The following is a 23,465-nucleotide window of genomic DNA, read 5'->3' as shown; positions in this document are numbered from 1 at the left end:
TTAATCCTCCTGGTACATTACGTTCATATTATATTTATACGGACAATATTTATATCCGTAATCAGCATTGTTCCAGCCTCGGCAAAGGCGTATAACTCTATTTTCTTTCGGATTAATATAAGCTTCTTTTTTTACCTCCTTTAAAATTGTTTTATATGAACCTCTCGGGCAGAGAGCAATAATTTTTTGAATTATATTTTTTTCGGTTTTAAATTTTATGCTGTTACAAATATCGTCAAAATATTTTTTTCTTCTTTCAAGGTCTAAAATATAAGGCGTATAATAACGCAGTAAAAAAGCTTCTTCAGCACTGAGGTCTGAATACTCATCTATTTTTTTTAAAACACTTTCAATGTAATCTAAAATTTCTTTTGCTTTTAGGTATTTTAAATTATCAAACTTTTTTCCGTAAACTTCCTGTATGTTTTTTTCCAATTCGGATTTGCCTTTATATAAAATAACCTTTTTATCGGTGTTTTCTTTTAGCTTATTAAAAAAATGGGTACAGGTATTTTCTATTAAATACATGCTGCACGAAAAAAGAATGGGACACTTATCTGTTTTTAAGTAAATTACGGAACTTTTTATAACATCGCATACATTTTCCATATCACCGAATTTAAAAATTGCAGAATCGGTTCCTTCGCAGGGTACGGGCAATAGGCCGTAAGCATAGAGGATATCGAGAGGTAAATCCTCTCCGAAGATTCCTATAACATTTGCTGAGGATAAATAATTTTCGGCAGCTTCGACGTATGCCTCACGTCTAAGATTTTCCAAAAATGAAATATCTATCATGATAATATACAGGCTCCTATTGCTCCGGCAAAGACCCCCAAGTCATCCGATAACACGGAGGCTTCAAGTTTTTTTGAGATTTCTTCTATTATATAATCGTTTGAACTAAAGCCGCCGGTTAAAAAATATAGATCGGAGCGCGGTTTTCTGTTTGCTAACGAAACTACTTTTGAAACTATTTGATTGATAACGCCCCTTGCAATATCTTCGCGGGGGCTTCCCTTTCCCATGAGGGAGGTTACTTCAGATTCGGCAAAGACAGTACATACGGAAGAAAGATTTAAATCCTTTCCGCGCGCTGCGTACTCGCTTATTTCCTGTAAGCTCAAGCCCAGCCTGTTTGCCATTAACTCCAAAAATTTACCCGTACCGGCCGAACACTTATCGTTCATGATAAAGTCAATTACAAGCCCGTCCTTTACAAGAATGACTTTTGTATCCTGCCCGCCGATATCAATTACGGTTACATCTTTTTTTGCCAAAAAGTGAGCCCCCTTTCCGTGGCAGGAAATTTCGGTTAAGGTTTTGTCAGCAAAAGGAACGCTCACTCTTCCATAACCTGTGGCGGTTATTTTAAAGTCCTTATTTTGCAAGGTCTCCTTTATCCAGTCCAAGACAGCCTCTCCCGTTTCCTTGCTGTTCCACCCGCTGGGTATACGGTTTTTATAAAGGATATTTTTTTTATTTTCATCCATAATGACGGTCTTGGTTGCCGTTGAACCGATATCAATTCCTATGTAGTGCATACTCACAAGTTCTCCGTGTGGTACCTATAATCCTACATAAAAAATAAAAAGTCAATAGATATATTAGGAATTTTATTAATTTATTAAAATTTATATTGACTCTTTTACAATATCATAGTATCTTGAAATATCTAATTATAATTTTGGAGGGCAAAATGAAAAAAATTATTTTTGCTGCACTATTTTTATTGCTTGCAAGTACCCTTGTGTTTGCAGCCGGTTCTTCCGAAAAAGAATCAAAGGATCTTTCGGGAAAAACATTGAACGTGGTTGCAACAAGTGCTTACAAGGAGCTCTTTGATGCATTTACTGCAAAGACAAACGTAAAGGTTGAATTTCTTTCTATGTCAAGCGGAGAGGTTTTAGCAAGAACAAGGGCAGAAGGAAAGTCCATGGCCGATGTTTGGTTCGGAGGCGGACTTGATGCCTTTATGGCAGCAAAGGCCGACGGACTTTTGGAAAACTATGTTTCTCCCAACTCAAAGGATATTCCGGCTCAATATAAGGACACTGACGGAGCTTGGATTGCAAAAGGAATTACCGTTGTAGGCTTTATCGGAAACAAGGATGTCTTAGCCGAGAAAAAACTTCCCATGCCCAAAACCTGGGCAGAGCTTGCAGACCCCAAATACAAGGGCGAAGTTATTATGAGCGATCCTGCAATTTCGGGTACAAACTACGGAGCGGTAAAAGGCTTACTCGATCTTTTCGGCGAAGAAAAAGGCTGGGATTATTGGAAAAAAATAAACGCCAATATTCCGTTCTTGGGAAAGAGAGGAAAGGATCCGCAAGAAAAAACGGCTCAAGGCGAATTTGCAGTTGGCATTATTCCTGCCGATGGAAAAGCTTTTAAACTTGCCGACGATAAAAACCTAACTGTGGTATATCCCGAAGACGGAATTCCGTGGGTACCGGAAGGAACTGCAATCTTTAAATCATGTCCGAATCTCGATGCGGCAAAGGCTTTTATCGACTTTATGCTTACAAAAGAAGCTCAGGAAATTATTGCAAGGCTTGACGGAAAAGATTCCGCTCAAATTGTAAAGCCTGGTGTTAAGGGGCTTTCATTAGGCTTACCTAAAGATAAGCTTATAAAGGAAGATTTAAGCAGCTTCGGAAAAGACAGACAAAGAATCTTAGATAAATTTGCTTCGTTAAGATCGAAAAACTAAAACAAAGGCTAATCACCGGTTTAATATAAAAATCGGTGATTAGTTTTTTAGTATACATTATAAATTTTATCTGTTAAAATAATCGAAACACAATTCTTAGTTTTGATATATTGTTTTTCACTTTCATTATGAGAGATATAAAAAACGATTTTACCTTTTTCAACCTTATCAAAAAGTATATCGATGAGGTTTTTTTTATTTTTAATATCCAAATGAGCGGAGATTTCATCAATAAGATAAATATCTTTATCAGAGAATTCAATACGCAATAGTTCAATTAATAACTTTTCACCGGAACTCAAATTTTCTGAAGCCCAGTCAAATTTTCTTTTAAAGCCTCCCAATTGTTTTACTATATCCTGTATTTTTTCATTTTTACAATTAATTATTAAATCTTTATCAATATTAGAAGATAACATAATATTTTCCAAAACCGTTCCTGAAATAATTAAGGCTTCAGGACTATGATACGAAACAGAAGAATTTGTATTATCCTTACGGAGAATCGTTTTACTTTCTTCCTGCGTATTTATTTTTATATTTAAAATTCCTGCAAAATTTTTAAGCAAACTTGATTTACCTATTCCATTAGCCCCTTCAATTAAATAAAATGCAGGCTTATTAAAATAGAGTTCATATTCACTTTTTGAAAATAAAATGCCGTTTTCAGCCGTATTTTCTTTATACCCATTTAAAAATAAAAATATTTTTTGTATTGAGGCTCTTTTTGAGCTTATAAGAATAATGGAATTCAAAATATTTGAAACGGGAGCAAAGATATTGCCAATCATCAATTGAATAGCTAAAAAGCTTCCTATTGAAGGAGCGGCAGATTTGTTTTCAATCACAAAAAAGAAGGCTGCAATTACTTGTGTAAGGATGGTAATAAGTCTTAAAATATTTTTTCCAAATTGTTCGGCCCTTGCAGCTTGTGCAGAAATACTATAAAAGCCCTTATTAAGCACACCGAATTCTTTTTGCATATATTCATTGTGTTTATTTGCATAAATATAAGAATATCGCTCATGGATATAAACAATAAAATCCTGTTTTTCTTTTAATTTCTCTCTGCTTATTTTACTAAGTACCGAATTCTTTTTTGAAATAACCAAGGCTATTATAATATTTGTAAAAGAAGCTATTATACATAATAAAAATATATTTAAAGATTCTATTTTAATATAGCGTAAAGCAAAAGTTAAAAATAAAATTTCTACAATTAACTTAGGATAAAATTGCGTTATATATGCGAAAAAAGAATTTATATCATTATTCAAAAGTGTAATAATTTCTCCCGATGAATAACTTATACTTTTGGCAGGTTTCTCCGTTTGATATTTATAAAATATCGTATCGGATATAAAATAATATATTTTTTCAAGTAAACGAGTTAAAACCGAAATAGACAATATACAAAAGATAAAATCACAACAGAAAAAAGTTATGAGAAAGAGATAATCAGATAATTTAATATTCGGCAAATTAAACAGTTTATCTATAAATTGTTTAACCATAATAGGTTCAAAATAAATAAGTAAATTTTGCAAACCTAATAGGATAAATATCCATAGATCATAAAAACATATTTTTTTATAAAATACCTTTCTTCGATGCATTTATCTTGATTTTAGATTTTTTTATAATTTTTTTCAAGCTATAGCCGTATTTTTACTTATTTTTCTAAGCCGTTTTAACTCTTTTTTTATTTCTTTTGCACAAGGATGATTATTATCCCTAATATTTAAAACTCTCAAATGTTCTTGTAATAACTGCTTTTCAATATCGGTCAACTCATTTTTTGCATCAGTAGATTTTATCGGATTATCATTAAAAAAATATTCCACTTCCAATTTATCAATAAAATTATCCGTAGCTTCTTTATCATACTGATTATGAGCAACTATACTGGCTATACTTTGTCTAAGCGTTGATAATGTTCCATATTTTACACTGCTTTCCGTATGTTTATCATTGACATGCCAATTTAATCTATCTCTAATAGATTCTTTTACGGCAATACCGACATATATGCAAAACATTCCCGACTTTGTTTCAATTGATGATTTTACATCATCAAATTTGACATTAAGTTCGGTTAAGATAATATCCAATTCAGTTCGTTTTGCCCACCATTTATAATATCCCGGTACTTTTTTTATCTTTTGTAAATTTTCTTTATTTCTTAATTCTATCGCTTTTACTATCATGAGGCTTTCCATTCCTATATTCGTTTTTTTTATCCAAATCAATACAATTACTATTTTTATACCTAAAAACAACACAGTTTAAATGAGGCATTAAATGCTCATAGTATGATTTACCGCCAAAAATATAGAATATATCGTTTTTTAACTCATACTTTGATTTTAATTTATTCAACACATCTTCCGCCCATTTCTTTTTATATTCTGTCGATTGTTTTCCCAAATAAAGGTTATAATATGAAATATATTCATCTTTATCTAATAGTCCGTATTTTCCTGATAGAATATACCATTCTTCACATTTGTACTTTTTTAATCCCTCTTCTTTTGAAAGAATAAAAGTGTGTCCCTTATATATATCTTTCGCCAAATATTTTTCGGCAGGGCTATTTTTTCCTAATTTAGTACTGCTGCAAGCAATTAACCCAATTATTTTACCCATAATTTATCTCCTTTCATACCAATAACAGGTATCTTTTTTTAAAGTCTTTCCATCCTTGTGATATTCAAGTTCTACCCATTTACCGATTTCTTCTCCATCAATTTTTATCTCAAGATATACTTTCTCACCGGCAAATAATGATGCCGTTACGATACTAGAAAGAAAAATAAATATTGCAAAAGATAAAAATTTTTGTATCTTAATTTTGACAATCATAATTACCCCTCCTATAATTGGACCCCGAATAGCTCATTTTTACTACCGCATTTTGGACAGACTCTATCAGAAACTTCTATATTTTCACCGCAAGAAGAGCATGATACCATTGGAGTTTCATCTTGATTTATTTTTATATTATCGCTTCTCTCCGTACTATTTATTCTTTCTACAAGAGTAAGAGCTTCGGTTTTTCCTTTTGCAGGTAAATTTTCGCATAATATGTCATATATTTTAAACAATATCACAAAAAAAGGTATTATTGCAGATTCTATTAAAAAGGCTATGACAATAAATATGAGGCCGCCTAAAAAACTATATAAAAATTCGCCGCTGCCGATGATTTTATTTGCAAAAAAATAACCTAGTATAGCCCCTACGATACCTGCTTGTATCAAAAAAAACCATGCAAAAATTTCCATTAAATATGTATAACATTTCACAAGTAGTTTTGTAAGCATCATATTTCTCCTTACATTATAAATACAGTTTACTCAAGCATAAATTTCATCGGAAAAAATCCTTTCGGTTTTAATCCGTGTTTTATCCACATTTTCCTTGATGACAATTGACAGTCTAATAAGGCATTTACTATATTGTCTTCCGTATCCGTATTTATCGGTTTTGCACTAGCACCCATTTCAAATACGGTAGATAAAAATCGGTCGTCGGCAAACCTTAATAAAAACACCCCGTTAGAAAAATAAAACCATATATCATAACCTGTAAAATTCGGTTTAGAGAGTTTCATTATCCTCAGCTCCCATTTGTTTTGCTGTTTATATGATTCATCATATATCATCCATTCATACGCACAATGTGACGAATTTTTAAGATAGGCATTCATTTTTTCTTTCATTAACGCAATGATTTTAGCTTCCGTAATTTTATTATCATTCCGTGTAGAAAATATTTGCTCATACTTAGTCTTATCTTGAGTATAAGAAAAATCTTCTTCTTCCCACCAGTTTTGTTCAGCAAAAAGAGAAATGCTGAATAGAATTAAAAATATCGAACACGTAATTTTTTTGTATACACTCATGGTAATACTCCTTCATCATTAAACTAGTATTAAAAAATCAATAGATATATTATTTATTGTTTTTCAATCTTTACAATTTTATTGTATTTAATATAAGCGTCTACTGTCATTCCTTCTTTAGTCAATCTTCTGGTATATCCTTGTTTCTCATAATATTTTTCGTTTTCGAGTGCTTGCGAAAGGCTAATCTGCCTTCCTTTTGCATCATAATATGTAAGATGTTTCAAATCGAAAACGTAAGCGATCTCTGTTTCAGTAGTTGCCTTTTGAGTTGATGAAACATCCACTCGCCAAATATTATAATGGTAAAAGGGAATATTACTGGGAGGTTCTTTTACATATGGGTTTCCGCCATGATATATGTATTCACTGCTTTTTGTGTACATAAAATACCAGCTGCCGACAGGTGTATTATTAAAACGGGCATCCTGCTCACTTGTAGAAACAGCTTTAAGTCTTTTAACTTCATACCAGAACCGATTAAGTTCATTTTTTATAATGGCATTATCATTACTATGCCTCGGCATGATTACTTTCCCAAAAGAAGATGTGCCTCCTGAATAATGACTCCGTCCATTTAGAACAAGGCATCCGTCATTATATTCAACAAAATCCAAAGAAAAAACACATTGCGGTGTTCCCTTTTTATACATATTTACGGTTGTTTTATCCATATAGAGCGTATCTATTTGGTTACAGAATCTTATTACTTTATCATATTCTGTTTTGTTGGATAATTCTACGCCATGGTCTCCAAAATATTTTATCAAATCATTTTCGGTTTTACCAACAAAATATTGTTCTCCATGCATCCATATCCCTAAACTTGCACAAGAAGTACATACTAGTAGAAGGAGGCAGTATACAAGTATTACAGTTATTCCCTTTTTCATATCAAACTCCTTTTATCGCAATTATTTTCTTAGTTTATTACGGGCAGCTTTTCTATCTTCTTCCGTAAATAAATCGTGCCACTGTTCTTCAAGGACAATGCTTTCCATTGTCAGTTCAGGATGCCCCAATTCATGAAGTTTAAGAAAACCGCCTTGAGGTCTTGGATCATGGATAAGCCTTTTTATCGCTTGTATTGTTCCATAGTCGTTTCTCATTTGCATAAAATAAGTCGGCTTATATCCCAAGCTGTTCATCTTTTTTATGGCGCCATCAATGTATGTTTCAAAGTCCATATATCATACCTCCTACCATTGCACCAATTATTAAAATTAATGCACAAACCATCGAAATCGATCTTTTTTGTTTCATTTTAATCCTTCCTTTTTGAGATCTAATTTTATAAATAAAATTATTTTTATAAGAAAAACAATAATGTAAAAAGTTATTCGTTAGAGATATTATAGTTAATAGAGAAAATGGGGGGGTAAACTAAGGCTAACATTTTTCTCTACTTTTTTAATAAGCAAATTTGAGTTTTGAGAAAAATAAAATTGAAAACAATCTAAAAATTGCTCAAGCATATATTTATATTAAGCCAAAACCTAGAATCTGTCAAGCCTGAGTAAAACGGGTTTCCTATATCAATCACCTAAAATTTATTCCATATCATATACTAGTAAATTTATTAAAAATAATATAGACTTATAGGATAATTTAATGAAACAACAGCTTAAAAAAAATTATAACGGCCTCATCGACTATATCCTCATACTAAGCTTAATTTTAAGTATTTTTATATTTATAGCTATGCCTTTTTTTTATGTATTTAAAGAAAGCCTTGTTATAAACGGAAGCCTTAGCTTTGAGCTTTTTGAAGATGTGTTTAAAAATCATCTTCATCTTTTAAAAAATTCCTTATCGGTAGGATTTTATACGACGGTTTTAACGGCAATCGCAGGGATAAGCACGGCCTTGTTTTCTTATCTGATGCCTAAAAAAATAAAACGCCTGATTTTTTTAATTTTAGCTGTAACGATGATAAGCCCGCCCTTTGTAACAGCCCTCAGTTATATAAACCTTTTTGGAAGGAGGGGGCTTGTTTCTTATTATCTTTTAGGTATTTCAAAAAGTCCATACGGAATTACCGGCATTGTGCTGATGCAGTCTTTAAGTAATTTTTCTTTAGCGGCTTTAATTTTAATTGGTTTTTTAAATAATTTGGATAGGTCGCAATTGGATAGTGCCCGCAACCTCGGAGCAAAGACAGACCGCCTGATTATCGATATAATTCTTCCCTTTCTTTTTCCTGCAATCAAATCGGTTATGCTCTTAACTTTTTTGCGAAGTTTGTCGGATTTCGGAACGCCCGTAATCATAGGAGGCTCTTTTAATGTGCTTGCAACCGAAAGCTATTTTGCAGTAATAGCTCAAGGCAACTTAGGTAAGGCTTCCGCAATAAATGTACTTCTTTTAATTCCTGCAATTATTATTTTTATTCTTTATCAAAAAAGTTTTAAAAATATTTCCATCTCTTCACACGGTACGGCCACGTCGGAAATTGAAATAAAAAGACAGGGAATTCTTTTTTATCTTATAAGCATAATTGCCGTTTTCTTTTTATTATGGATAAGCATTCAATATTCTTCTATTATATTATCCGCATTTACAAAAATGAAAAAGGGGAAAATGATTTTTACCTTTGCAAATATTTTAGAAACAAGAGATCATATTACAAGCACGGTTATAAGGAGCATAGTTTACAGTCTTATCGCTGCAGGCGGAGGCAGCATAATCGGTTTGCTTATCGCTTATTATAAACAAATAAGAAAAATAAAGATAATGCAGGCTGTAGATTTTGCCGCAACTCTTCCCTATATAATTCCGGGAACTTTTTTCGGGCTCGGTTATTTATTGGCCTTTAATTCAAAACCATTAATGCTTACAGGAACGGCAGCAATAGTTGTTTTAAATATACTATTTAAACAGCTGCCATTTTCTACAAAGATAGGAAATGCGGCAATGGAAGAAATAAACATCGACACTTTAAATTCAATCAGAGATTTAGGCGGTAAAAGAATAAATGAAATTACCGATGCCGTTATTCCTTTAAGTAAAAATGCTTTGGGCGTTTCTTTTATCAACGGATTTACAACGACGATGACTACAATAGGTTCAATTATTTTTTTAGTATACCCGAGTCAAAAAGTTTTAACCCTTGTTATGTTCGATGTAATTCAAAGCGGTTATTATGAAATAGGTTCCGTAATTGCCTTGCTTATAATTATAATTTGTTTAATTGTAAATTTAATTTACTTTTTAGTTTTAAAGAAAAAATAATTTTTAAAAGGCCGGAGGTTTTATGTATTTGGAATTAACAAACCTAACAAAAACATATAAAGAAAAAAATGCGGTAAAAAATATAAGCTTTAACCTTGAAAAAGGAAAGCTCCTCTGTCTTTTAGGACCGTCCGGCTGCGGAAAAAGTACGGTATTAAAATCGATAGGAGGTTTTTTAAAACCTGACAGCGGAAAAATAATTCTTGACGGCAAAGAAATTACAAATGACCCGCCTGAAAATAGAAATGTTTCTACCGTTTTTCAATCCTATGGGCTTTTTCCTCACATGAATGTTTTATCGAATATTATTTACGGTTTAAAATTTAAAAAGATGCCTAAGGCTGAACGAGTTGAAGCCGGAATGAAGATGATAAAAACAATGGGCTTATCTGGTTATGAAAAAAAACACATAAGCGAACTTTCAGGCGGAGAACAGCAGAGGGTTGCTCTTGCACGCAGTTTGATTATAAGGCCTAAGCTTCTTTTGTTGGACGAACCTTTAAGCAACTTGGATGCAAAGCTTAGAATCAATATGCGTAAAGAAATAAAACAAATTCAAAAAGAATTTAATATCACTACAATTTTTGTTACCCATGATCAAAGCGAAGCATTTGAAATTGCCGATAAAATTATTTTGATGAATAATGGAGAAATTATTCAGGAAGGAACGGCTGAATCTCTTTATAATCAACCTGCAAGCGAATTTGCTCTTGACTTTATCGGTACAAACAATAAAATAGAAAATTCATATATCAGGCCTGAAAAGATAAAAGTATTTAAATCTTTACCGGAAGAAAATATGGGAAATTTTGAAGAAGCCCAAATTATCAATATTATTTTTAAGGGCGAAATAATAGAACTCTTTCTTAAAACTAAAGAAAAAGAATTAAAGGCCATTGTTTTAAACAATGACTGCAATTATCAAAAGAATGAAAGAGTTTATATTACCTATATTAAGGAGAATTTAAATTGAAGATACTTCACTGCCTTGCACAATTACCGATGAAAACAGGAAGCGGGGTTTATTTTAGCACCCTCGTCGAAGGAATGATAAAAAAAGGACATGAAAATGCGGTTCTTTACGGCACACAGCTTCCCTTTGCCGAAAAAACTTTTAATGAATCTTTACCCGATAAATTACAGGGAAGCGTAAAAGAATATCCCATCAAATTTTTATCCGATTATGAGCAGGAAGAAAAAACTGTTTTTAATGCAGACCTCCCTTTTCCGATTGCAGGAATGAGCGACATAATGCCCTATACCTCAACCGTTTATTCCAAAATGAGCGATGAGATGTATCAAAAATGGATTTCGGTTTTTGAAAAAACTCTTCTCCGTGCAAAAGAAGAATTCAATCCCGATATCATTATAAGTCATCATCTTTTTATTTTAACCTCTTTGGTAAAAAAAATATTTTCCGGCAAAAAAATAATAGGCATAAGTCACGGTACGGATATCAGGCAGATTAAAAAAAATCCTTGGATAAAGACACGGTACATACAAAACTTGGACAAGCTCGATTTATATTTTACCGTAAGCCCTAAGGATATTGCCGAAGCGCAAACTATTTTTTCGGCACCGCCTGAAAAAATTAAATTGGCAGGAGGCGGCTTTAATCCCGATATTTTTAACGATAAGGATAGACATATCTTTGATGGAACATTCAAGCTTTGCTATGCAGGAAAGATATCCGATTCAAAGGGAGTGTTTGAACTTGCAAAAACTCTTCCGCTTATTTTAAAAAAATATCCTAATACGGAACTGACCTTGATAGGAAATGCAACAGAAGAACAAAAAAACATTCTTTTAAAAAATGCCGGCTTCAACGAAAACTTAAAAATAGTAAATGCTTCATCTCAAATATGTATGTGTAAAATTTTAAAACAAAACGATATTTTTATTTTGCCTTCATACTATGAAGCCTTAGGTCTTGTCGCCGTTGAAGCCTTAGCCTGCGGCCTTTTTACAGTTACCACAGAAATTGAAGGACTTATAAACCTCCTCGGCGAAAAAATCAACACAAGCGGCATTATCGAATTTGTCAAACTTCCTCGCATTTACGATGTAGACAAGGCATACGAAGAAGATAAGCCCGCCTTTGTCGAAGCCCTTTCCGAAAAAATCATGCTTCAAATGGAAAGACTTAAATCCCAAAAAGATTTTTATTCCCCTGTCGCAGAAGAAATAAAAAAACATTCTTGGGAAAGTATTATAGATAGGATTGAAGAGGAGATTAAAGGTACTTTTTCTTATTAATGATATTAATGTGTTTACCTATTGCATAATATATATATAATAAGTATATTATTGATTTACAGAAGATATGACTCTGAAAGTTATAGTTAAAAATCCGAAACTATTATTAACAAAACATTCTTAATTTCTGGATACAAAAGGTAGTTGCGGAGTAAATGAACATAATCAGTATTATAAAACAGGAGACAAAAATGTACTTCATATTGATTTTTATTCTTAAAACCATCCAAACGGCAGCCTCAACAGGTATTTTGTATTTTTTTGGGTTCGCTATCGATAAATTTACAAACGATCCTTCTCCGGAAAAAATTAAACTCATTATATTCTATGCTCTGCTTGAAGTCCTTTTTGTAGTCATTCATCACCTATGTCAACGGGGTGTATTTTTTATACGCAAGAAATTTGCTCTTCTTTATAGTCAAAATCTTTCAGACGCTATTTTTGACATTCCTCCTGAAGATTTTTTAAAGCATGAAACGGATTATTATTTTACCGCATTTAAAGATCAAATACCTAAAATACAAACCTCATATTTACTTGGACGCATTAATATCGCTTCAAGTTTTGTAGGAATTTTGTTGACGGTCTTTGTTTTGATATCATTCCATTTTAGTTTACCGATTATTATGCTTTCGTCTTTTGTAATAGGGAAATTAGTTACAAAAATCATCGAGCCTCACATTGACAAAATCTCTTCTCAAGAAATTACTCTGCAAGAAGAATATAACGCCAAAACAACCGAAAATCAAAGAGGTCTTCCCTTCTATATTTTAAACGGAAAAAGAAATCTGCTTTTTACCCGTCAAGTAAGCGCAAATAATACATTCGAAAATCAAAGCTGCAAAATAGAAATTAAGAAAACGGCTTTTGAATGGATAATGATTTTAACCTCAATGTTTTTAGCGGCAGCCGGATTAGCATTTGCAATTTTTTTGTTTACAAAAAACAAAATAACAATAGGTATGTTGAGCTCTACAATCTTATATATGAATGTTTTTTCGCAAAAGCTTGAAGGGCTGCTTAATCTTTTTATTGAAGTGCGTTACGGAAAAACGAGCAAAGAAAAAATAGACGGGATCATAAAAAGTAGAAAAAATAAAATTTTATCTACAAAGGAATTTCAGATTCTTAAATTCAAAGATGTTTCTTTTTCATATAACACAAAAGACGGAGAAAATATTTCCATTTTAAAAAATATAAGTTTACAAATCAACAAGGGTGATAAAATATTATTAACGGGAAAAAGCGGCAGTGGAAAATCTACTTTGATAAAAATTGCCTTAAATTTATTAAAACCCGATACCGGTAAAGTATATTTTAACAATGAGGAAATTTCAGATAACGAATATCCGCCGTTTTATTTTATTAATCAAAACTTTCATCTTTTTAAAACATCGATTGAAGATAATATTTTCTTTGGAGATAAAAAACAAAAAGAACCTTATGAATTTGCACGGCTTGAAAAATTTTACGATAAGGATATAAGCGCATTAGATACTGACGGAATGCAAATATCCGGAGGAGAAAAAGAACGCACCGCATTAGCTCGGGTTTTTGCAGGTTCATATAAAAATATAATTATGGATGAAACCTTTGCAGGTCTTGACTTTGAAAATTATAAATTTATTCAAAACAAATTTTTGGATGACAAGGAATTGACATATATTGAAATTTCTCATCGTGAAATTGATACCGAAAAATTTGATTATATATTTAATCTGGATGAAGGAAAATTAAATGTTAAAACTGTTAAAGAAAAATAAATTTCTATTTACTATAACCTTTGTACTGGTTTCAATAACGGCATTTTTAGATACTTATTCATCAAAAATTTTACAAATTACTATTGACAAAACTATTGAAGGAAACGGAAAAATTGAATATGTTTTTATATTTGCCGCATTCGGTTTTCTTGCAGGCCTAATAATATTTATAGAAAACTTAGCCGAAACTAAACTGCGAAAAGATTGCAGATTGACACTTAGAAACAATATTGCGAATTATATGGCTTGCGAAAACAGAATTGAACATCATCAGGATAAAACAAAATACTATGAACTTTTTATAAACTCTTGTGATTATTTTTCATCTGAAGCAATTTGTAATTTAATGGATGCTCTCTATAATATAAATGCAATTATATTCGGTCTTGTAACGACATACTTTATTTTTCCGCCGTTTATTATTTTTTGTTTTGTTTCAATGGCTTTTTCATTTTTAATGTTTAAAAAAATTGATCCTAAACTTGATGAACTCTCAAACACATTTATAGAAAAACGATCCGGCTATTATAATTATATTCAAGATATTTTAACGGGACATTTTACGATTTTTATTAACCGTGCAAAAAAATATTTTGTACAACGTACAAAAAAAGAATTTGAAAATTATGAAAACTACCGATATAAATATAGCGCAAACAGGGATCTGCTTTTGGATATCGTGAATTTCCCCAGCATTCTTATAACCGTTTTGATGATTATCTTTTTATTCTATTTTATTTTGAAAGGAAAAACAACGCTCGGCTCGCTTGCTGCTGTGCTGGGTTTAAATGCACTTATTTCAAGCAGCTTTGAAAATTTATTCTATAATGTCATTTCGATCCGTTCAGGTCTTTTAATTTTAGACAAAAAATATTTTGAAGTTAAAAGTCATCTTTCAGAAACTAAGATACCTAAAAATCCCCTCACTTCCATAGAAATAAAAAATCTTAATTTTTCTTATGGGGATAATCATGTCTTTACCGATTTTAACATATCGCTTAAAAACGGGTTTTACTATTTACAGGCTGAAAGCGGAAAAGGAAAGTCTACTCTAATAAAACTTATTACAAAGGAATTACCTGCCCCTGATAATTCGATTTTTATTAACGGTAAAGATATCAACTCTTATACTGAAGATGAACTTATCGGTGAAATTTCATATATTCCGCAAGAAAATTTTATTATCAATGGATCTATCGAAGAAAACCTTTTTACTTCCGTTGAAGAAAAACAAAAAGAGCTCGACCTTGTATGTGCATTTACCCTTGCAAATACTTTACATGAAAAAGGCAGCTTAGATGAAAAAAGTATTTCGGGAGGAGAAACCCGAAGGCTTAACCTTGCCCGAAATCTTGATTTATCAAAAAGCGTTATCATCTTGGATGAACCTTTTAAAAATGTAGAACGCGAAATTTATAAAAAAATAGAGCAAAATCTTATGCGAATAGCCGATAAAATTATTATTGCCGTTACACATGAAAAAATTGAAGATAAAAATGCAGTAGTGATAAGTATTTAAAATATTATAGTTTGATAGAGAGTTAAGGAAATAATGTTACTACTTATCTAATTGTTTTGTATAAACTCATATGTTTTAGGTATTACAATACACCCTGCACAATATAGATAGGTTGTATTATCCTTTTTTAAAATTTCAAATACATTATTAATTTTCTTTATTGTCGCTATATTTTTTGACATATTAAGCAATGCTTCCGTAGCATACATACGGCCGGCAGGGTTTTCACCTATTAATATATTTTCAAAAATTTTTGCATCTTGTAATTCCAAAAGATGATTCATAGCTTCACGGCCATAAGGAATTTCATTTGTAATTCCAATATTATAACCATAAGCTATATCATTCTCAGAATAAAAGAGAGCATCATAGTATTTCTGATAATCTTTGGGTAAGTTCAGTTTATTCGGTTTTCCAACTAAAGTATTTTTCTCATATAAATATTTTTTCTCAATATCATTATCAACAAACGTATAAGAATAAGAATTATCTATAAGATTGTGAATAAAAAAATTATTAAATTCTGCTTCAATATTTTTATCTTTTTTAAACAAAACAGATAATCTTTCTTTTACAAAATTGTCAATCTTAATATTTATTTTATATCCTTCGTTTTTATATAAAAAATAATCAATGCGAAATCCTGCATCAGCTCCGTTTTTTGAAAATGAAGCTTTTGAAATATTAAAACCTAAATTCACAGGTTTAATTTTTTCTTCTTTTAATAATTCCTTAATATCATTTTCTGCTAAAGATTTTTTTCGTATAAATTCAAAAACCTCGTCAAGAATTTGTTTATTTTTTTTATATCTGTTCCAATCATAATCTTTGGTAAAGGCCTTTTCTGCAGAACTCTCATCATAAAACAAAACTATTTTTTCCATTAGACCTTTATCAACTTCAAAAAATTGTTTTTTGTCCAGATGTTTTTTAAAATACTTGGCTCGTATTTCAGGTGTAATTTCTACTTGCAAAGATTTTTTAAAACTTGTAAAATCTTCGCTGAGTTTTTTACCGTAACTTCTAGCTTCATCAGTATAATACAAATAACTATGTCCTCTATTATCATACTCGATAAAAGTGAATCGGCTATTGCTTCCGAATTTTTTATAAAACGGTTTATAATTATTTTCAAAAGAAACGGTATCATCATCAGAACTGTGAATAACCATTACCTTTGTATCGGAATTTTCGAATCCCTTTATGCAGGAATAATTTGCATACTTTCCGAATTTTATTTTTTCTATCAACGAAAAATATGGCATAAAAAAATTAATCCATTTTCCGATAAAGTCTCCCCCATTATCTTTTATCATACCGATAGAAGAGTTAAAACCCGAAACTGTCACAACCGCCGCTATGTCCTTATGTAAATTTAAAACACTTCCAACAGAATAGCCGCCCCAACTGTGTCCGAAAAGCATAATTGGTAAATTTTTAAATTCTTCATTTTCTTTTACAAACCTGATTGCATAGTCAAGGTCGATAATCCCCTGGGGCAAACCTCCGACTCCGCTTCCCTCACTTTCATCATTTCCTGTAGCATCATAAGAAAACACCAAATACCCGTTTCCTGCCAAATAATCTGCAACATCCATATAGGAATTATGCCCTCCGCCTCCAAATCCGTGAGCTATTATTATAAGCCCCTTATAACCGCTGTCTTCTTTATAGTATTTATACGCAGTAAGTTTTTGTCCCTTATTTGAAGTAAAAAAATATTTTTTTAATTTCAATCCTTCAAATTCTTCTACCTGCCGCTTCATATAGGAAGAAGTTGTATATCTTAAACCGAAAGTATCGTGATAAATAAAGTAAGCAATACCCATAGGCAAAATAAAAAAGACAAATACAACAGCTGTTATCCATAAAATCAATTTTCTTTTTCCTTTCATATAAAACCTTCTTTATATAATCTTTATTCGTGCGGAGGGTTTAATACCCCGACGCTTGCGTCGTAACGAAGGGTATTAAAGCCGACTGCAACCACCTTATGAGAACAACATAGTCCGACACTCTGCGTCGGGGTATGTTGATTTCTTGGTATCAAACCTTAATCAAATTCTATCAGCAAAATATTTCTTTTACCTTTTCTTTAAATTTATTTCCGCGGTCGAATTCGTTTTTAAACATGCCGAAGGAGGCTGCACCCGGTGATAGAATTACGACATCTCCTTTTTCTGCATTTTCTTTTAACAAAAGCAAAAGAGAATCCAAACTGTCAAAGGGGCCATTATATTCAATAGACTTTTCTTTAAGAAGAGGAATTAAAAGGTCTGTTCCCGTTCCTGCAAGAAGATATAGGCTTTTGGCAAGATTTGCTTTTTCGGCAAGCGGAATAAAATTTAAGTTTTTATTTGTTCCGCCGCAAATTAAGACGGGCGGCTTATCAAAGGCTTCTAAGGCAGCAGCAGATGCTTCGGGAATTGTAGCGGCCGTATCATTATAAAATTTTATTCCGTTTTTTTCATAAAAGAATTCCAATCGATGTTCAATCCCCGAATACTCGTCCATAAATTTACGGATAAATTCGGATTGCTCTTTGATGTTATTGTCTTTTAAATTTTCAGGCTTATGAATTTTTTGATAAAGCAGAAGAGCAAGACCTGCGTTCAAGACATTTTGTTTAAGTTTAAGCCCGGGAACTTTTGCATCCTTTGAAAGTAAAAGCCTTTCTCCATCACTTAAATTGCAAAGGCCTTCTTGGTTCTTATTAAAAAAAACACCTCGATATTTTTTAGCCGGCTTTTTTTCACTGTACCAAAAAACATTTGCCCTTGTTTCTTCTGCAAAAATTTTCCCCCAGCCGTCATCAAAATTACAGATTAGATAATCCGCTTCATCCATATTTTCATAGATTATTTTTTTATCGGCAACATATTTTTCCATTGTGCCGTACCAGTTTAAGTGGTCGGGCATTATGGGCGTAATAATCGCAATCTTAGGCTTAAGCAGTTTTTTATTTTTTAAATCGGCAAGCTGCCAACTGGAAAGCTCCAGAACCACAGGCGTATCGCAAGAGGTTTCTTCAAAAAAACTTAAAGGGCTGACCGTAATATTCCCGCCCAAAAAAGCATTGTATCCTAACTTTTTAAGTCCGTAATAAAGAGCACTTACCGTAGAGGATTTTCCCTTGCTTCCCGTTACCGCCAAAATCGGCGCTTTTGAAAGAGAAAGAAAAACCGAAACGTCGGACTCTATTTGCTTTGCGGCTTCTAAAAAAACATTTCCTTCAAGTTTTACTCCGGGATTTTTGATGACAAGATCGGCTTCCCTAAAATCCTCTATTCTATGTTCACCCAATACAAATCGAATATTCTTAAAGGAAGAAAGTTTTTCGATTGACGGCCTTAGCTCTTCCGAAGTTTTTAAATCGGTTACCGTAACCTCGGCTCCATATCTGGCAAAAAATTGAGCAGTCGCAAGCCCTCCCCCATTTAGACCAAGTCCCATAACGGTTACTTTTTTATTCTTTATATTTTCTAAGCTTATTTGCATAGCATCATTATAACAAAAAATTTTAGGAAGTACCAGATGAGGAGGAATGGATAAATGAAAGATAGGATTCGAATAAACAAAACGCATAAACAAACCGTATTGAATAAAGATCCAAATTCATTATATAATATATTATTTATAAAATAATGAAAGGCTTATAAAATGGCGGTTAGAAAAAGCGAATTATATGGTAGTTTGTGGGCAAGCTGCGATAGTCTGAGAGGCGGGATGGACAGCTCTCAGTACAAAGATTATATTTTAACACTATTATTTGTAAAATATGTATCTGACAAATACAAAGATATGCCCTACGGTGAAATTGAAATCCCCGAAGGGGGCAGCTTTGATGATATGCTTGCTCTACGTGGCAAAAAAGGAATAGGAGAAGGCATAGATAAAGTTATAGCAAAACTAGCCGAAGCGAACGATCTTCGAGGCATAATAGATAATGCATATTTTAATGATCCAACAAAATTCGGATCAGGACAAGAGATGGTAGATAAGCTTACCGAATTGCTTTCAATATTTTGTGATAAAATGCCAAACTTCGGTAAGAATAGAGCCGAAGGAGATGATATTATAGGAGATGCCTATGAATATCTTATGAAAAATTTTGCAACAGAAAGCGGGAAAAGCAAAGGGCAATTTTATACACCAGCCGAAGTTTCCCGTATTCTTGCTCACGTTATAGGTATAGAAAAAGCAAAATCCGGAGAAAGCACCTTATATGATCCTGCCTGCGGGTCGGGCTCCCTCCTTATCCGTGCGGCCGAAACAGCACCTCCCAATGTAGCAGTCTTTGGACAAGAAAAAGATATTACAACAGCAGGTCTTGCCAAGATGAATCTTGTACTACATAATGTAGCAACGGCAGAAATAAAAAGCGGCAATACATTTTCAGAACCCAAATATAAAAAACACGATGATGAAACGGCACTACGTCAGTTTGACTTTGCCGTAGTTAATCCGCCTTTTTCCGATAAAAACTGGACTCACGGTTTACAGGATTTTGGACGTTTTGACGGATATGAAGAAAGACCTCCTGAAAAAAACGGTGATTTTGCATGGCTTCTTCACGTTATAAAATCACTTAAGAGAAATGGAAAAGCCGCTGTTATCCTTCCTCATGGAGTATTATTTCGAGGAAATGCCGAAGCCTCAATACGGAAAGCCCTTATAAAAAAAGGTTTTATAAAAGGTATCATAGGACTTCCTCCAAACCTGTTTTATGGAACCGGAATACCGGCTTGCATAATTGTTATTGATAAAGAAAATGCAGAAAAGCGAAAGGGAATTTTTATCATTGATGCAAGTAAGGATTTTATAAAAGACAATGATAAAAACCGTTTACGAGAACGGGATATATATAAAATTACTAAAGTATTTAATAATAAAAAAGAATTGCCTTATTACTCGCGTTTTGTTTTCATCGATGAAATTGAACAAAATGATTATAATCTTAATATACCGAGATATATTCAAAACGGAACATCCGAAGAGGTACAAAACATTGAAGCTCATCTAAGAGGCGGAATTCCTTCAGAAGATATTGAAAATTTATCTGCATATTGGGACACATTTCCTAAATTAAAGAGCTCTCTTTTTAAACCGTTGCGACATGATTTTTGCTCACTTGCAGCAGAAAAAGACAGCCTCTATGGAGTAATTGAAGACGATAAAGATTTTTCAAACTATGCGGATATTATTGAAACCGCGTTTGAAAAATGGAAGCGGAAGGCAAAAAAACATCTGACTAGTATAACCAATGATACAAAACCTAAAGAGCTTATCCGCTTGCTTGCAGAGTTACTGATTAAAGAATATGAATCCGTTCATCTTATTGATAAATATGATGTTTATGAAGTATTGCTTTCGTATTGGAACAACACAATGAGCGATGATGTCTATCTTATTATGCAAGACGGTTATTCTGTAATACGGGAGATAGATATTTTTACAAAAGCAAGTACAAACAAGAACAATGGAAAAGAAAAAACAATTGAAACCGGTTGGGACGGTAAGGTCATTTCTAAAGAACTTGTAATAGAGATGTTTTTTCTTAAAGAAAAAACGGAAATAGATAAGATAGAAAAAGTTATTGATACCGTTCAGGATGAGTTAAATGAAATACTTGAGAATATAGATGAAGATTCGGTTATCAATGAATGTTTGACCGATAAAAAAAACTTAGATAAAACACTTTTAAATTTAAAGATATCTGAAATACGATCTTTTATCATTAATGATGAAATAAAAGCCTTAGTTGAACTTCAAAATTCGGAAAAACCTAAAAAAAAGGAAGTGCTTGCATATATAACTAAAAATCCTTTATGTAAAAATGCTGTAACCGATAAAGGAACTATTACGACTGCAAGTATCAATAACCGTATTGAAGAAATAAGGGATGCTTTATCTGTTCCTGAAGAACATGCTGAGGACTATGCTTTATTGTGCAAAGCGCAAAACAAGTCCGAATTGATAGAAGAAAATACAAAATTGCTAAAAGCACTCCGTACAGCCTTAGATGAAAGGGTTCGTAAGCATTACGCCAACCTGTCTGATGAAGAATGTATCAAACTATTGCTTGATTTAAAATGGTTCCGCTCAATTTCAAACGGAATCTACGAACTGTATGAGGCTGTAAATCATCATCTGTCCGAACGGATTGGCGAACTTGCCGAACGCTATGACCAAACTCTTCCCGAACTTGAAAAAGAAACAGCATTACTTGAAAACAAGGTAAAATCACATTTACAAAAGATGGGGTTTGTATGGTAGTACCTGAAGGCTGGGAAGAAATAAGCATCAAGAATATAGCGTATGATGTTCTAACAGGTGGAACTCCAAGTACTGTTGTAGAGGAATATTGGAATGGAGATATTCCTTGGATGAGTTCTGGCGAACTTAATTTAAAGCGCATTTATTCCGTTGACAAAATGATAACACAAGCAGGGTTTGATAATTCAGCAACATCATTGATACCGCCTCAATGTATATTAGTAGGTCTTGCAGGGCAAGGTAAAACCAGAGGTACGGTTGGAATTAATTACCTATCTCTCTGTATAAACCAATCTATTTGTGCAATTCTACCTAATACAAATATATTGTCCAGTGAATATCTATATCAATATCTGAATTCTAAATATCTTGATCTTAGAGAGTTATCAATGGGTAATGGAGGAAGAGGGGGATTAAATCTACAGCTTATTAAAAACTTCCCCATTCTTCTCCCACCTCTTTCTGAACAACGCTGTATTGCAGAAGTCTTATCCGATACTGATACTTATATAAGCTCTTTAAAAAAACTCATTACAAAAAAAGAAGCGATAAAACAAGGGATAATGCAGGAATTACTTACCGGTAAAAAACGATTGCCGGGTTTCAACGGTGAATGGATAGAAAAGAGATTAGGGGAACTATTGGAATATGAACAACCTCAACAATATATTGTTGTAAATACTAAATATTTTACACAGGGAATACCGGTGCTAACTGCTGGAAAATCTTTTATTCTTGGTTACACATCAGAAAGAGCTGGAGTATATAATAATCCACCGATAATACTATTTGATGACTTTACAACTGAAAGTAAATTGGTAGATTTCAAATTTAAAGTAAAATCATCCGCTATAAAAATTTTGAAAAATACAGGCATATGTAATATTAGAATAGTTTTTGAACTTATGCAAATGATTAAATTTGAATCAAAGGATCACCAAAGATTTTGGATATCAATATTTAACAAAATACGAGTCAAGATTCCTCCAACTCTTGCCGAACAAACAGCAATAGCAAATATCCTTTCTGATATGGATCAAGAAATCGAAGCTTTAAAAAAGAAATTAAAAAAAGTAGAATCCATAAAACAAGGGATGATGCAAAAACTTCTTACAGGAGATATTCGACTTTTGGAAGGAACAGAGGATATTAAAGAAGAGAGCCTTTCCAAACCAAAACTGCCGAATAAGAATCTATATGCAGCGGAAAAAGTTTACAGCTATAAAACAACCGGAAGACACAGTAAAGGATTTGATGATGCAGTCATGATTGCCGGTATTGTAAATACTCTTTATTCGCCTCAGTATCCTCTAGGAAGAAAAAAATTACAAAAGTGTTTATACCTTTTACGCCGTTATCAAGAACAAAGTACGGAAGAATTTAAGAAAAAGGCTGCCGGTCCTTATGCAGATGAAGTTAGATATAAAGGCGGGGAACCTATAGCTATAAAGTCAAAATATATTATTTCACACAAAGGTACAAAAGGAACAATATTTAGTATCGGAAATAATATAAATCAAGCTCTGGAATATATTAATCGTTGGAATATGCAAGCAGATATAGAATGGGTAAAGAAAACACTTAAATTTGAAAAGGTTGATAAGCTGGAATTATGGGCAACTGTTGATATGGCTATCTGTGATTTAAAATCTTCAAAAATGCCGATTTCAGTCGCTTCAATAAAGAATTTGATAGCAACAAATAAAGAGTGGAGCAAAAAGTTGGAAAAACTTATGTTTTCCGATAAAAACATTGCAGAGGCTATCACTATACTTCAAACCTTATTTATAAAGGGGTAAA

Annotated in this window: 20 protein-coding genes; 8 read left to right on the top strand and 12 right to left on the bottom strand. The window is 32.5% G+C overall.

The window, feature by feature from the left end; all coding sequences use genetic code 11:
* Together TDE_RS01895 and TDE_RS01890 are read right to left on the bottom strand one after the other, a co-directional pair.
* Entirely contained in the window at positions 1 to 798 is a 798-nt protein-coding gene (locus tag TDE_RS01895) for a hypothetical protein (protein ID WP_002681413.1), read from the bottom strand.
* Positions 795 to 1,544, bottom strand: a complete 750-nt coding sequence (locus TDE_RS01890; protein ID WP_002681412.1) for an acyl-CoA dehydratase activase — start codon at positions 1,542 to 1,544, stop codon at positions 795 to 797. The genes TDE_RS01895 and TDE_RS01890 overlap by 4 nt, the downstream gene beginning before the upstream one ends.
* Before the next feature lie 155 nt (positions 1,545 to 1,699).
* On the opposite strand from TDE_RS01890, the gene TDE_RS01885 reads away from it, so the two are divergent.
* Entirely contained in the window at positions 1,700 to 2,716 is a 1,017-nt protein-coding gene (locus tag TDE_RS01885) for an ABC transporter substrate-binding protein (RefSeq protein WP_002681411.1), read from the top strand.
* 47 nt (positions 2,717 to 2,763) lie between these two features.
* Here TDE_RS01885 and TDE_RS01880 read toward each other — a convergent pair whose 3' ends face one another.
* The 8 genes from TDE_RS01880 to TDE_RS01845 all read right to left on the bottom strand — a co-directional run bounded on the left by TDE_RS01880 (position 2,764) and on the right by TDE_RS01845 (position 7,807).
* Positions 2,764 to 4,230 (bottom strand): ATP-binding cassette domain-containing protein, encoded by a 1,467-nt coding sequence (locus tag TDE_RS01880; protein ID WP_245522435.1) that lies wholly within the window; start codon positions 4,228 to 4,230, stop codon positions 2,764 to 2,766.
* A 135-nt stretch (positions 4,231 to 4,365) separates the two neighbouring features.
* Complete coding sequence (locus TDE_RS01875; RefSeq protein WP_002681409.1) at positions 4,366 to 4,923, bottom strand: GIY-YIG nuclease family protein; 558 nt, start codon at positions 4,921 to 4,923, stop codon at positions 4,366 to 4,368.
* Entirely contained in the window at positions 4,892 to 5,362 is a 471-nt protein-coding gene (locus TDE_RS01870) for a DUF6884 domain-containing protein (RefSeq protein ID WP_002681408.1), read from the bottom strand. Before TDE_RS01870 ends, TDE_RS01875 begins: the two co-directional genes overlap by 32 nt.
* Before the next feature lie 3 nt (positions 5,363 to 5,365).
* Entirely contained in the window at positions 5,366 to 5,578 is a 213-nt protein-coding gene (locus TDE_RS01865) for a hypothetical protein (RefSeq protein WP_002681407.1), read from the bottom strand.
* Between the two features lie 11 nt (positions 5,579 to 5,589).
* Positions 5,590 to 6,039 carry a zinc ribbon domain-containing protein gene (locus TDE_RS01860; RefSeq protein WP_002681404.1) on the bottom strand — a complete coding sequence of 150 codons (450 nt, stop codon included), beginning with the start codon at positions 6,037 to 6,039 and terminating at the stop codon, positions 5,590 to 5,592.
* A 29-nt stretch (positions 6,040 to 6,068) separates the two neighbouring features.
* Complete coding sequence (locus TDE_RS01855; protein WP_002681402.1) at positions 6,069 to 6,620, bottom strand: hypothetical protein; 552 nt, start codon at positions 6,618 to 6,620, stop codon at positions 6,069 to 6,071.
* A 53-nt stretch (positions 6,621 to 6,673) separates the two neighbouring features.
* Positions 6,674 to 7,513 (bottom strand): hypothetical protein, encoded by an 840-nt coding sequence (locus TDE_RS01850; RefSeq protein WP_002681400.1) that lies wholly within the window; start codon positions 7,511 to 7,513, stop codon positions 6,674 to 6,676.
* 21 nt (positions 7,514 to 7,534) lie between these two features.
* Complete coding sequence (locus TDE_RS01845) at positions 7,535 to 7,807, bottom strand: hypothetical protein (protein ID WP_002681398.1); 273 nt, start codon at positions 7,805 to 7,807, stop codon at positions 7,535 to 7,537.
* Between the two features lie 424 nt (positions 7,808 to 8,231).
* On the opposite strand from TDE_RS01845, the gene TDE_RS01840 reads away from it, so the two are divergent.
* From TDE_RS01840 to TDE_RS01820, 5 genes are all read left to right on the top strand, one after another.
* The gene (locus tag TDE_RS01840; protein ID WP_002681397.1) at positions 8,232 to 9,851 is read left to right on the top strand and encodes an ABC transporter permease; all 1,620 of its coding nucleotides are present in this window, start codon (positions 8,232 to 8,234) and stop codon (positions 9,849 to 9,851) included.
* Positions 9,852 to 9,873: 22 nt separating this feature from the next.
* Complete coding sequence (locus TDE_RS01835; RefSeq protein WP_002681393.1) at positions 9,874 to 10,824, top strand: ABC transporter ATP-binding protein; 951 nt, start codon at positions 9,874 to 9,876, stop codon at positions 10,822 to 10,824.
* Positions 10,821 to 12,107, top strand: coding sequence for a glycosyltransferase family 4 protein (locus TDE_RS01830; RefSeq protein WP_002681391.1), 1,287 nt, complete (start codon positions 10,821 to 10,823; stop codon positions 12,105 to 12,107). Before TDE_RS01835 ends, TDE_RS01830 begins: the two co-directional genes overlap by 4 nt.
* 191 nt (positions 12,108 to 12,298) lie before the next feature.
* Positions 12,299 to 13,870, top strand: a complete 1,572-nt coding sequence (locus TDE_RS01825; RefSeq protein WP_002681389.1) for an ATP-binding cassette domain-containing protein — start codon at positions 12,299 to 12,301, stop codon at positions 13,868 to 13,870.
* A complete protein-coding gene (locus tag TDE_RS01820) occupies positions 13,845 to 15,389 on the top strand; it encodes an ATP-binding cassette domain-containing protein (protein ID WP_002681387.1) in 1,545 nt (514 codons plus the stop codon). Before TDE_RS01825 ends, TDE_RS01820 begins: the two co-directional genes overlap by 26 nt.
* Before the next feature lie 47 nt (positions 15,390 to 15,436).
* On the opposite strand, the gene TDE_RS01815 is transcribed toward TDE_RS01820, so the two are convergent.
* A complete protein-coding gene (locus TDE_RS01815) occupies positions 15,437 to 17,284 on the bottom strand; it encodes an alpha/beta hydrolase family protein (protein WP_002681385.1) in 1,848 nt (615 codons plus the stop codon).
* 172 nt (positions 17,285 to 17,456) lie between these two features.
* On the bottom strand, positions 17,457 to 18,887 hold the full coding sequence (gene murD / locus TDE_RS01810; RefSeq protein WP_010956725.1) for a UDP-N-acetylmuramoyl-L-alanine--D-glutamate ligase: 1,431 nt from the start codon (positions 18,885 to 18,887) through the stop codon (positions 17,457 to 17,459).
* 162 nt (positions 18,888 to 19,049) lie between these two features.
* Between murD and TDE_RS01805 the strand changes: the two genes are divergently transcribed.
* Together TDE_RS01805 and TDE_RS01800 are read left to right on the top strand one after the other, a co-directional pair.
* Positions 19,050 to 21,665, top strand: coding sequence for a type I restriction-modification system subunit M (locus tag TDE_RS01805; protein WP_002681381.1), 2,616 nt, complete (start codon positions 19,050 to 19,052; stop codon positions 21,663 to 21,665).
* Positions 21,659 to 23,464 (top strand): restriction endonuclease subunit S, encoded by a 1,806-nt coding sequence (locus TDE_RS01800; RefSeq protein WP_002681379.1) that lies wholly within the window; start codon positions 21,659 to 21,661, stop codon positions 23,462 to 23,464. Before TDE_RS01805 ends, TDE_RS01800 begins: the two co-directional genes overlap by 7 nt.
* Position 23,465 lies beyond the last annotated feature (1 nt).

Source organism: Treponema denticola ATCC 35405 (assembly GCF_000008185.1).
Classification (GTDB): Bacteria; Spirochaetota; Spirochaetia; order Treponematales; family Treponemataceae; genus Treponema_B; species Treponema_B denticola.
The sequence above is the reverse complement of the archived record's forward strand: the minus strand, read 5'-3'. Positions and strand labels throughout refer to the sequence as shown.

Excerpts from the sequence above, each read along its gene's own strand:
- TDE_RS01865 (WP_002681407.1), bottom strand. The coding sequence starts at position 5,578 with ATGATTGTCAAAATTAAGATACAAAAATTTTTATCTTTTGCAATATTT.
- TDE_RS01890 (WP_002681412.1), bottom strand. The coding sequence starts at position 1,544 with ATGCACTACATAGGAATTGATATCGGTTCAACGGCAACCAAGACCGTC.
- TDE_RS01895 (WP_002681413.1), bottom strand. The coding sequence starts at position 798 with ATGATAGATATTTCATTTTTGGAAAATCTTAGACGTGAGGCATACGTC.
- TDE_RS01880 (WP_245522435.1), bottom strand. The coding sequence starts at position 4,230 with ATGGTTAAACAATTTATAGATAAACTGTTTAATTTGCCGAATATTAAA.
- TDE_RS01820 (WP_002681387.1), top strand. The coding sequence starts at position 13,845 with ATGTTAAAACTGTTAAAGAAAAATAAATTTCTATTTACTATAACCTTT.
- TDE_RS01845 (WP_002681398.1), bottom strand. The coding sequence starts at position 7,807 with ATGGACTTTGAAACATACATTGATGGCGCCATAAAAAAGATGAACAGC.
- TDE_RS01840 (WP_002681397.1), top strand. The coding sequence starts at position 8,232 with ATGAAACAACAGCTTAAAAAAAATTATAACGGCCTCATCGACTATATC.
- TDE_RS01800 (WP_002681379.1), top strand. The coding sequence starts at position 21,659 with ATGGTAGTACCTGAAGGCTGGGAAGAAATAAGCATCAAGAATATAGCG.
- TDE_RS01805 (WP_002681381.1), top strand. The coding sequence starts at position 19,050 with ATGGCGGTTAGAAAAAGCGAATTATATGGTAGTTTGTGGGCAAGCTGC.
- TDE_RS01855 (WP_002681402.1), bottom strand. The coding sequence starts at position 6,620 with ATGAGTGTATACAAAAAAATTACGTGTTCGATATTTTTAATTCTATTC.
- TDE_RS01825 (WP_002681389.1), top strand. The coding sequence starts at position 12,299 with ATGTACTTCATATTGATTTTTATTCTTAAAACCATCCAAACGGCAGCC.
- murD (WP_010956725.1), bottom strand. The coding sequence starts at position 18,887 with ATGCAAATAAGCTTAGAAAATATAAAGAATAAAAAAGTAACCGTTATG.
- TDE_RS01885 (WP_002681411.1), top strand. The coding sequence starts at position 1,700 with ATGAAAAAAATTATTTTTGCTGCACTATTTTTATTGCTTGCAAGTACC.
- TDE_RS01875 (WP_002681409.1), bottom strand. The coding sequence starts at position 4,923 with ATGATAGTAAAAGCGATAGAATTAAGAAATAAAGAAAATTTACAAAAG.
- TDE_RS01850 (WP_002681400.1), bottom strand. The coding sequence starts at position 7,513 with ATGAAAAAGGGAATAACTGTAATACTTGTATACTGCCTCCTTCTACTA.
- TDE_RS01815 (WP_002681385.1), bottom strand. The coding sequence starts at position 17,284 with ATGAAAGGAAAAAGAAAATTGATTTTATGGATAACAGCTGTTGTATTT.
- TDE_RS01835 (WP_002681393.1), top strand. The coding sequence starts at position 9,874 with ATGTATTTGGAATTAACAAACCTAACAAAAACATATAAAGAAAAAAAT.
- TDE_RS01860 (WP_002681404.1), bottom strand. The coding sequence starts at position 6,039 with ATGCTTACAAAACTACTTGTGAAATGTTATACATATTTAATGGAAATT.
- TDE_RS01870 (WP_002681408.1), bottom strand. The coding sequence starts at position 5,362 with ATGGGTAAAATAATTGGGTTAATTGCTTGCAGCAGTACTAAATTAGGA.